The sequence below is a fragment of the Halobacillus rhizosphaerae genome (assembly GCF_046719735.1).
GTDB lineage: Bacteria > Bacillota > Bacilli > Bacillales > Halobacillaceae > Halobacillus_B > Halobacillus_B rhizosphaerae.
Genome location: NZ_JAUTWQ010000053.1, coordinates 1 through 1,490, shown reverse-complemented (window position 1 = coordinate 1,490; position 1,490 = coordinate 1). Strand labels below are relative to the sequence as shown.

Sequence of the window (1,490 nt, the reverse complement as noted above, 5' to 3'; positions counted from 1 at the left end):
TGAACTGTCCCCCGTTATTTGGACAATTTATAAAAAGAGCCTTAAGCGGTTAGTAGATGACCTCGGTATTGCACCGGGGTCATCTTATTTAATTTCCATTGATACCTCTCGTTATTATACTTAGTTATATAATGGCTCACTTCTTCTTTAAGTTGGGCAAAGCTCTCACATGATTTGTGATCTACCATATCTTTAAAATGACCAAAGAATGATTCCATAGGTGCGTTATCCCAACAGTTTCCCTTTCTGGACATTGACTGACGCAGACCAGCTTCTTTCACTCTGGATTGAAATTGGGGATGGGTATAGTGAAACCCTTGATCCGAATGGATCATAGCTTCTGGATGAAAACATCCAACGGCTTCTTCGAGTTTCTCTAATGTTTGGTAAACAAGGTCCATTTCTAAGGTCGTCGATAAATGGTGAGTAATAATCTCGTTAGTCGTACTATCTTTTACGCAGGAAAGGTAAGCTTTTTGTCCTTTCCCGTAATAAGTGTAGGTGATATCTGTCAAAAAGACTAATCCAGGTTCCTGTTGTTTGAATTCCCGTTGGAGGTGATTGGGACATGTTCTGTGCTCTTGGGTGGCTTTCAACATTTGTTTATAGGGCTTCGCTTGTCTGATCTTTGCCACTAGACCAAATTTCTTCATCAACCTTCGGATTTTCTTATGGTTCATGGTGACTCCGTAATCATTTTCAAGGATCATTTTGATTTGGAGGGCTCCTACTTTTTCATGGTTTTGTGTAAAGATCAATCGAATCATTTCCATATCTTTTTCGTCGTTGTTATCTCTTATCTGTCTTTCTGTCTCACTCTTTATCCACGCATAATATCCACTTCGACTCACTCCTGTAAATTCACATAAGTAAGAGACCATACTCCTTAAGGAATATTTACGGATGATATGTTCAATCAGCTGATAAACTTCAGAAGGAGCTATTTCCGTTTCTTCTTCAACGCCTGCCTTTCCAGTTCCTCTAGCTTTTTTAGAAATTCATTTTCTGCCTCTAAGTACTTAATACGAGTTTCAGCTTTCTTTAACTTTTCTTCCGCAGAGAGCTCTTTCGAAGAAGGTCTACCTAGACTTCCTTTCCCTCTTCGTTCTCCTTCAAGACCTAAGTCTCCATACCTGTTAAAAGTCTCTCGCCATCGTTTTAAGCATCGTTTGGGTTGTTCCTTCCCAATCACTTTCAAATCAAAGCCGTGCTCCTCAAAGATTTGGCTTGGAAATTTACCCTTTTTATATTCCTGGATCGCCGCTTTCTTGAAGAGGGGATGATAGGTAATAGAACGATCGGATACACGAAGAACATTAGGGTTTTCCTCAAGCTGCTTCAACTCAAAATTTGAATAATAATGATTACTCATAGTCACACTCCGTTCATGAACTTGATTTAATTATAAACGGGATTTATTTCTTAAAACAGAAATAACCCGAATAACGGGGCACTTTTTTATAAGTGTCCATTATTCGGGTTATAGTTCA

Annotated in this window: 1 protein-coding gene; it reads right to left on the bottom strand. The window is 38.9% G+C overall.

Annotated elements, in window-relative coordinates:
• Positions 1-41: 41 nt before the first annotated feature.
• A protein-coding gene (locus Q7A53_RS21670) for an IS3 family transposase (protein WP_411791295.1) occupies positions 42-1,372 on the bottom strand; the annotation gives its coding sequence in 2 pieces (ribosomal slippage) (positions 42-1,000 and positions 1,000-1,372; 1,332 coding nt in all).
• Positions 1,373-1,490: the final 118 nt, after the last annotated feature.